General features: G+C 40.6%; 8 protein-coding genes and 1 pseudogene. 5 read left to right on the top strand and 4 right to left on the bottom strand.

Annotated features, from left to right (window positions below; all coding sequences use genetic code 11):
- A pseudogene (locus AC1DSE_RS25225) lies at window positions 1-185 on the top strand (hypothetical protein); the annotation flags it as partial.
- Between the two features lie 416 nt (window positions 186-601).
- The gene (locus AC1DSE_RS25220; protein WP_477510477.1) at window positions 602-1,309 is read left to right on the top strand and encodes a DNA alkylation repair protein; all 708 of its coding nucleotides are present in this window, start codon (window positions 602-604) and stop codon (window positions 1,307-1,309) included.
- A gap of 246 nt (window positions 1,310-1,555) precedes the next feature.
- Here the strand turns inward: AC1DSE_RS25220 and AC1DSE_RS25215 are convergent, their stop codons facing one another.
- On the bottom strand, window positions 1,556-1,897 hold the full coding sequence (locus AC1DSE_RS25215) for a monooxygenase (protein ID WP_477510478.1): 342 nt from the start codon (window positions 1,895-1,897) through the stop codon (window positions 1,556-1,558).
- A gap of 19 nt (window positions 1,898-1,916) precedes the next feature.
- On the bottom strand, window positions 1,917-2,846 hold the full coding sequence (locus AC1DSE_RS25210) for a DsbA family protein (protein WP_477510479.1): 930 nt from the start codon (window positions 2,844-2,846) through the stop codon (window positions 1,917-1,919).
- A 200-nt stretch (window positions 2,847-3,046) separates the two neighbouring features.
- Between AC1DSE_RS25210 and AC1DSE_RS25205 the strand changes: the two genes are divergently transcribed.
- The gene (locus AC1DSE_RS25205; protein ID WP_441884144.1) at window positions 3,047-3,607 is read left to right on the top strand and encodes a TetR/AcrR family transcriptional regulator; all 561 of its coding nucleotides are present in this window, start codon (window positions 3,047-3,049) and stop codon (window positions 3,605-3,607) included.
- A 199-nt stretch (window positions 3,608-3,806) separates the two neighbouring features.
- On the opposite strand, the gene AC1DSE_RS25200 is transcribed toward AC1DSE_RS25205, so the two are convergent.
- Window positions 3,807-4,649, bottom strand: coding sequence for a phytanoyl-CoA dioxygenase family protein (locus tag AC1DSE_RS25200; protein WP_441884147.1), 843 nt, complete (start codon window positions 4,647-4,649; stop codon window positions 3,807-3,809).
- Window positions 4,650-4,823: 174 nt separating this feature from the next.
- On the opposite strand from AC1DSE_RS25200, the gene AC1DSE_RS25195 reads away from it, so the two are divergent.
- Window positions 4,824-5,708: a helix-turn-helix domain-containing protein gene (locus tag AC1DSE_RS25195; RefSeq protein WP_477510481.1), complete on the top strand. Its 885-nt coding sequence runs from the start codon at window positions 4,824-4,826 to the stop codon at window positions 5,706-5,708.
- 556 nt (window positions 5,709-6,264) lie between these two features.
- Entirely contained in the window at window positions 6,265-6,822 is a 558-nt protein-coding gene (locus AC1DSE_RS25190; RefSeq protein ID WP_477510482.1) for a GNAT family N-acetyltransferase, read from the top strand.
- Window positions 6,823-6,881: 59 nt separating this feature from the next.
- Here AC1DSE_RS25190 and AC1DSE_RS25185 read toward each other — a convergent pair.
- Window positions 6,882-8,355, bottom strand: a 1,474-nt coding sequence (locus AC1DSE_RS25185) for an S-layer homology domain-containing protein (protein ID WP_477528362.1), incomplete at its 5' end; no start/stop codon positions are given.

Below are 8,355 nucleotides of genomic sequence, written 5' to 3'. Positions count from 1 at the left end.
ATCCGGCTCCAAGCGGAATTGAGGCCTTTAAACAGCAATTATCCCCGTATAAAGGGGCAAAAGGGTCGATTCGCTTCCCTTTAGACGAGCCTATACCTTACGAATTAATTGGTGAGATCGTAAAATACAGAGTAGCTGAGAATATTGAAAAAGCCGCGAATAAAAAAGTGAAGAAAAAGAAATAGGAGCAGAGATGCTCCATTGAAAAAATGCCTCAGAGAATTTTCTCTGGGGCATTTTTTTCGTTTGAACGACTTTTTCGAAAAATGAAGTAACAGCAAAGGGAGCAGGTTCAAGCATGAAGTGCCGAAGCTAGATATAATCCCATGTATGGTTCATGTGGTTGTGCTCTAGCAAGGAATGATTTTTTAACTTCATTTCATATTCTCTATGCTCAAATAGTGGTAACATATACTTGTCTTCGTTGAGATTTTGATGTGAAACGGACGCGAAAAACGAATTTTATGGATAAATAAAATCTTACTGGTCTGTGGTTTTTTTATAGAAGGTCATTGAAATAGGATGAAAAGTTACTAATGCAACAGAAACAAACTGCTGGTGTAGGAGAAGACGGTGAAATCTCAAAAGGGAGTGTAAAACAATGAATTTAGAAATGGTTATGCAGGAGATTGAAGCTCTTGGCAAGGATCGAACTAAAAAAATATACCAATCCAATGGCGCACAGGAACCGCTTTTTGGTGTTGCTACAGGCCAAATGAAGCCTATTTTCAAAAAAACAAAAATAAATCAACCGTTGGCTGAGCAGCTTTATGCTACAGGGAACTACGACGCCATGTATTTTGCCGGAATTATTGCAGATCCCAATGCGATGACGGAAGCGGATTATGACCGTTGGATGGATGGAGCTTATTTTTATATGCTGTCCGATTATGTTGTTGCGGTAACCTTGGCAGAAGCCGATATTGCACAAGAAGTGGCTGACAAATGGATCGCAAGCGGAGAAGAACTGAAAATGTCTGCGGGTTGGAGCTGTTACTGCTGGCTTTTGGGGAGTCGGCCGGATGATGAATTTACCGAAAGCAAAATGGCCAATCTGCTCGAAACTGTGAAAAATACGATTCATGATGCTCCCGAACGAACAAAATATGCAATGAATAATTTTATYTACACAGTAGGGGTATCCTACATGCGGCTCCATGATAAAGCAATGGAGATCGCATTGGAAGTAGGCCCGGTAGAAGTTAATCGGGACAAGAAAAAAAGCAGTTTTTTGGTCGCATCTGAACAGATTCAAAAAGCAGTTGATAAACAGCGGCTTGGTTTCAAACGCAAGCATGTAAGATGCTAAAAGTTTCTTCGTGGATTGATATGGCGCTAGCGAGCAAGTAATACAAGGTTATTCCGATGGAAGTCGAGCTGTCGAAGGTAATAACTTTGAAATAGTTTATATCGCTATGTTAAGCACTCCACACATGTGGAGTGCTTTTTGTCGCTCGTTAKTAATTAGCATTTTATGAGCCACATTTACCTGCCATTTAAAGCCCGAACGTATTCTACGCTAGGGCTATATACATAGAATAGAAGGAGTTGGTAACTATGAAGTAGGATTTCCCGGACTAGAACTCTCATTGCAATAAGCAGGTCCCTTATTGATTTCAGTAAGTTTGGGATTGACGGAAAAGATTTTTGCATTGATATCTGTTATACCAAAGTCAGCTAATCTGCTAGTGTGCATAATGTTATATTTTTCAGCCGTTTCTTTTGTTTCAAACAAATAAATTCCACCGGCTTCATTTTTTTCGGAATTTTCTGTCCAGATTTTCCATATGAATCCATCTTCTTCGTTGATACTTTTTGCTAAATCAGAAAACGCCTCTGCCATCTCATCTCCGAACGGTCCATTCATTTTAAAATCCACTTGTAATACGTACGACATTATAGTCACTTCCCTTTGTTTATTTAGTAGCGGTAAAATACAATTCTCCTAAAATTTTGTTCACCTGATAATGATTTGTTGGAAGCTCTTGTTCAATAAGAAATTTTACGTCTGCTTGTTCAACATCATACATGACTTCAATTTCTTTGGAGAAAAGAAGCTTTTCTTTTTCAAGCAAGTCAGAAAGGGAAGGGACTGGTTTGGGTTGTAAATCTTCGAGATTCAGAACTTTTTTCAAACCGTCAACATAGTTATCCAACGGACGGCTGCCAACAATTTTTACGCCCTTATTCTCCTCATTAGTCATAATAATGGTAGGGAAACCTCGGACACCCAACCTTCTAACTAGATCAAAATCCTCATGTAACAATTGAAGACCGACCTGTTGTTCAGCTTCGTTTACAATTGCTTTTCCATCAAGGCCGATATGATTTGCGATTTCAATCATAACCGATTTATCTGATATATTTTGATTAAATGCAAACAGTGCTTCTCTTGAACGACGCAAATATTCTGTTGCTTTTGCATCAGTATGATTTTTTTGAATCACCTTAAATACACGAGAAGGCGGGTAGGATGATTGAACTGGATTATCTATCATTAAAGTCCCATCAATTGGCATTCTTGAATGCTCTCCAACTTCTCTCCAGTGAGGGGCCACATCGGCTGGTTTATGAATGCCGTTTGCCGGATCGATTGGTCCATCATGCCATTTTTCCAGCAAACCGCCCATAACCTTATGAAAGTTAAAAAAGTTCCCGTATTGCTCTACAAAACGACGAAGCACAGGTTCAAGCGCCCAGCAATGCGAACAAATAGGATCGGTCACATAGTAAAGATTAACTGCTTTTGTGGGCGGATTAAAATCAATAATCTCCACTTCCTCCTCTTCAGCTACCCCGCATACGCCTGTTTGTAGATCACAAACCATATTATTATTGTTCCCCATTTTAATTCCTCATTTCTCTTTTAATAAGTAAAGATAAGCGATGAAAAGCAAACACTTATACCTCGTTAGCGAAATACATATTTATTTGCTTGCAATTAAATTTTAAATCATAATTAAAATCATCAACACCAATAGATCTGTGGATGTGTCGTTTATACAACACATTTAAGAAGTTGTTTAAAAAGTAGGAGGTTAACAAAATGACCGAATCAAAGTCGGACCCCCGAGTTCTACGTACCCGCAAATTAATTATGGATTCTTTCATTGAACTTTCAGGGAAAAAGGAATTTAAAGATATTACGATAAAAGATATAACTACAGAAGCGATGATTAATCGTGCAACTTTTTATTATCATTTTGAAGATATACACAACTTATTGGAAAAAGTACTGTCAGAAGTATTGTTAGTCAATTTGAATTATGACTTTTATCAAAATGACGAACTAAATGAAGAAGTATTTGTTAGCATCTTTGAAGCTGTAACAAATTTTCAAAAGTCATTATCCAGTCGTTGCCATAGAGGCTACGAAGATACCATTGCCCGTATTATTAGGGAACAGCTTGAAATTATTTTTTATAAAATGTTGTTAAAGCAGCATAAAGCGGAGAAGGATGAAGCTCTAAAACTTACAGCTGTCCTATTAAGCTGGGGAATTTATGGGGTTTCTGTAGAATGGCGAAGAAATAGTCACAAGACACCGCCGGAAGAATTTATCAAATTAGCGATTCCTTATATACGGACTGGAATTGATAGAATGTAAGGGGAATTGAATAGCTATTTGAAATCTCTTGTGAAATCGGCTCTTAAGAAAGCTAGTGTGAAAACAAATAAGACTAAGAGTGAGCTGTATAATAATTAGAAGAAGCTTAAAGAGTTAAAACAAGTCAGGGTATATTTGAATAAATCAAGAAGAGGGGTGCACGCAGCCCCTCTTCTTTTTGTTTTATTAAAACTATTTATTATTCGTTTTCCCTCTTATAAACCAACGGATTTTTAATACTCGCTGCGATTCCGCCCGGCTTGCAGCCTGGCAGCCAATTTTCAAGATCAGAGCGTCTTGCCTTGCTGTCTGGCTCACCAACGAGTGTACCGTCTGCATAGTAGATAATGGTCATCACCTTGCGCATATGGTCAGTTGGATTACCCGGAGCAGAGTGGATGGTCCAACCTGCATGGAAGGTAGCGTCTCCAGCCGCCATAGCACCGTAATTTACTTGAGGAATGCTGCGTCCTTCGATGAATTGACCAAGGGTTTTATGTGATTCATCCGAAATTTCTTGCCTGCTGACATAACCCAAATGATTGGTGCCGGAAGCAAAGTTCATTGTACCCACTTCTTCAGGAATAGGGACCAGCGGCATCCACAGCGTAATGGTATTATTGGTATCGAAAGGCCAATAAATTTGGTCTTGATGCCATGGCGTATGACCGCCGCCAGGTTCTTTGAATAATGCTTGATCATGATAAATCCGGACACCCTCAACACCCATTAATTCTGCAGCTATTCTTGCAAAACGTTTTGCCAGTGTGAATGCAGCTGCAGCCTCACTCATCTCCCAAAGGTTGCCTACTTGTATAAAAGCTTTGCCGTAAGTATCCCGTTCAGAGACCGGTTTATCATGGTAATTGTGCTTAAATACCAAGTCACTAATGATTGGTTCATACGTTTCTATCATTTCTGCGGATGCGACATTTTTTAAAAAGAGATGGCCATCTTTTTGATAAGAAGCGATTTGTTCTTGCGTGAGAGAATAGCTTTCTTCAAGCAGGGGCAGCGTGCTTAACCTATTGTTTTCATTCATCATATTTCCTCCTAATTGTATGTGTTTGTTTCAGCTTCGCAATACATACAGTGTAAAGGATTCTTCTATGATCTGGCTTTGTCAAAGCTTCAAATAAGTTTGTCAAAAACAACTGTAATTGTGGGATAGATATGATATTCTGTGAGTAATTACGAGTAGAGGATGAGGATGTTCATGAAACCTGGCATGGATGCAACGATGAACCACCGGATCGTGCCCTATATACGGGAGTGCGATTTTGCGCTGCGAAAACCGTGGGTACTGCCGGAACGCCGCTTGCTTGATTACTTGCTTGTCTATGTACAGGAAGGGGAATGCTTGTTCACAGTTGATGGGGTGGCCTATCCATTCGAAAAAGGTGAGTTTTGTTTCATTCAGCCGAATAGTGTGAATCGTTTGGAAGGGACAACGAATACGGTAACGCCGTTTGCACACTTTGATCTATTTTATAGCACGACTAGCGACCAAAGCTTCCCAACACGAGCGGGCCAATTGGATTTGACCCCCTATCAGCATCTTATGCAGCCGAGATTGGACGAGCAGTTCCAAACTCATATTCCGGTGAAGCTGAAGCTAAGTCATCCATCTAAATTTCGGGATACATTTTTGCAAGTGGTGGAATTTTGGCAGTATAAAGACTCCATTATGCAATTGAAGGCACAAACCCGAATGATGGAATTGATCACCTCCATACTAGAGGATTACATACCTGCCAATCATGTGAAGCAAATGTCACCGCAGGCATTAAATTGGATTACTTCTTATTTTTCGTTTAACTTGAGCGAACCTTTATCGGTAGTTGATATGGCGCGAAGAGCTAATCTATCTACTTCAAGATTTAACGATGTATTTAAAATGCAGTACGGTGTAACACCGCATCAATATTTGTTAAAAACACGCATAGATCATGCTTGTGATCTGCTGCTTGCATCCAAGCTGACACAAGAGCAGATCGCAAGTTATTGTGGGTTTTCAGATATTCATCATTTTTCTAAAGCATTCAAGAAGATAGTAGGAATAACTCCTGGTGAGTACAGCAGGGGGACAATGGGTCGATGATACTAGCTTGATCGGTCAAACGATAGTACAGCAGTAAGAAATGAAAGGGGGAATCTGACGAAGCTCTCAAACAAAAGGCAAGCATTCTTTCACATTGTTGTAGATGAGCATGAAGCTATGGAGTGTTTGCCATAAAACTCGAAAAAATTGCAACAAAAGCACCGTTATCTATTTCCAACACCCCCAAATTAAAGTTAAATCCAACACCCATAAACAATTATAGAGGTATCTTATTATAATAGATGATTTTTAGAAATTTAATTCTAAAAGCAACGATCTATTAAAAACTACCGTTGTTTTTATTTATTTTTCTTCGTCCTCGATAGACTCTCTGGCTTTTTCTAAAACCTCCGATAGTTGAGCTGCATCATGTATTAATGAACAAAAACCACATCCTCACACGTGGTTTAGTTGTGGCAGCATTTATAGTGAGCAAGTTGATTCGCTTTAGCAGTTTCGGCAATATATGATTTGACGCATGGAAGAGGGCTGACATAGCTGAAATAAGACGAGAAGAGTTATAATAGAAGGACCTATTATATGGAGGTTAATCAACATGTCTATATTTACACGCACGGATCATATTGGCGTCATTCAACCGGATATCAACGTATATCAAGCAAAACCAGAGGATACGGAAGCTGTATTGCAGCTTCTCATCCAAACAGCTAAATGGCTAAAGAGCAAAGGCTCTACGCAGTGGAGCGGCTTGTTGAAGGGTGAGGATTCTCATCAAACGCCTGAGGCAATTAAACGCGGTGAAGTATACCTATTTAGGCAAGGCAACCGATTGGCAGGAATGGTCATGCTTATGCAGCAAGCAAGCGCTTGGGATCGCGAGCTATGGGGCGAAGAGGGGCATGAACAGTCCATCTATCTGCATCGACTTAACATTAACCGTGAGGTTGCAGGCAAAAACTTAGGTGAGGCCATTGTGGATTGGGCAGGATCAGGTATTCATTTTGAGGGAAAAGACCGTATTCGGCTGGACTGTATTGCGAATAATCCGAAGCTCAATGCATTCTACCTAAGCTGCGGGTATGAACATAAAGGTTTATCCTCCAATGCGATGGGGGAATTTAATTTATACGAGAAAATGCAGACAGTACAGTAATAGAAGAGGGACGGAGCAGTTCAAACTGCGCCGTCCCTCTTTTGCATTTTTTAAAAAGGTTATTTGCTCGCTAATCCCAAATCATCAAGCAATCTCATCACGGCTACGACTGCCTGTGCTTTCGTCACTTTCGACTGAGGATCAAATTTCGTCTCGGATACGCCTTGCAAAATTTGTTCTTTAACTAATAGTGCAACGGAAGCTTTAGCATAGGATGATATAGAAGCTTGATCACGGAATGACTCAAGCAATGCTGCGTCACCGTCTGCCGTACGATCAATCAGCTTCATCACTTTTGCCAAAATGACTGCCATGTCCTGGCGAGTAATCGTACCGTTCGGATCAAATAGCTGCTCGCTCTTGCCTGTAATGATGCCTAATTCCTTAGCTAATGCAATATCTCCAGCATATTTGGAATCTGCCGCTACATCATCAAATGGAGCGCCTTCTACTTTTGGCACGATGCCGAGGCCTCTGCTGATCATGGAAATAAATTCAGCCCTAGTGATGATCGTGTTTCCTCCGAATTGTTCATTCGATTGTCCAAAAACGATTAATTTGGCTGCTGCACGCTCGATATGGTTTTTGTTCCATTCAGCCGTCACGTCTTTGAAGTTGAAGATGGATTCGACAATGGTATAGATGCTGTTGCCGTTGCTGACCAGATGAGCGGTAACTCCGCCTTTATCGTCTTTTTTGAACACCGTATGGAGTGGACGGAATTCATTTGTGCCAGGCAAGTAAACAACGCCGTTTGCACGGTTTGTATCTATATCTTTAGCATTCAATTGATAAATACGGGTGAGAACAGACTGGCCAAAATCAGTGACTTCCTCATATTTGTTGTCAGCTATTAGCTTAAAAATCTTAAAATCAAGCGACGAAACTTTTAGCGTATAGCCATTCTTTTTCGCCACTTGTTCAATTGTAGCTGCTTCGCTCGCAGTCGGTGGAGTAATCGAAATTTTGATATCTGATTTCAGGTGAATCGCATGGGCTGGAATGACATAGGTAACTCCGTTCCAGATGATGGACAAATTCGCCTTATCGTTTTTGCTGGCAAGCGCTGCAATAACTTCCTTAGGAAGGATGACATCCACTTGGGCTGCATCGTTGCCGACAGTCACTTTTAGCTCGGCGGAGCTAGCCGCTCCAATAGTTTGAATAGCCGCATCTTTCAAAATCGTAACGGTCCACTTGCCGCCGGATTTCGTAACGTTGGAATCAAGCTCATTTTTATCTTTGACCGCTTGCGGGTTCCCAGATGACGACTCTGGCGGAGCCGTGTAATCTAATGTTTTTGCCTCTAGTTTTGTCATTTCGGACTTTTCGATTATCTCATCCTCATTTTTAGTAATGGCTACTACACCAATGGAATAGGTCGTACTGTGCGTCAGTTGCGTAAACGTGTAGTTTGTAGCAGTTGTAGATTCCACCAATTTATCACCCAGATAAACGTCATACCCATCTGCTTTCGGAGAAGCTGTCCATTGAACGCTAATCGCGTCATAGGTTGAACTCGTAACCGTGAGA

The sequence above is a fragment of the Paenibacillus sp. 01L418 genome, assembly GCF_056400045.1.
This window is presented reverse-complemented; position numbering and strand designations above follow the sequence as displayed.

Excerpts from the sequence above, each read along its gene's own strand:
- AC1DSE_RS25200 (WP_441884147.1), bottom strand. The coding sequence starts at position 4,649 with ATGAATGAAAACAATAGGTTAAGCACGCTGCCCCTGCTTGAAGAAAGC.
- AC1DSE_RS25215 (WP_477510478.1), bottom strand. The coding sequence starts at position 1,897 with ATGTCGTACGTATTACAAGTGGATTTTAAAATGAATGGACCGTTCGGA.
- AC1DSE_RS25195 (WP_477510481.1), top strand. The coding sequence starts at position 4,824 with ATGAAACCTGGCATGGATGCAACGATGAACCACCGGATCGTGCCCTAT.
- AC1DSE_RS25190 (WP_477510482.1), top strand. The coding sequence starts at position 6,265 with ATGTCTATATTTACACGCACGGATCATATTGGCGTCATTCAACCGGAT.
- AC1DSE_RS25205 (WP_441884144.1), top strand. The coding sequence starts at position 3,047 with ATGACCGAATCAAAGTCGGACCCCCGAGTTCTACGTACCCGCAAATTA.
- AC1DSE_RS25210 (WP_477510479.1), bottom strand. The coding sequence starts at position 2,846 with ATGGGGAACAATAATAATATGGTTTGTGATCTACAAACAGGCGTATGC.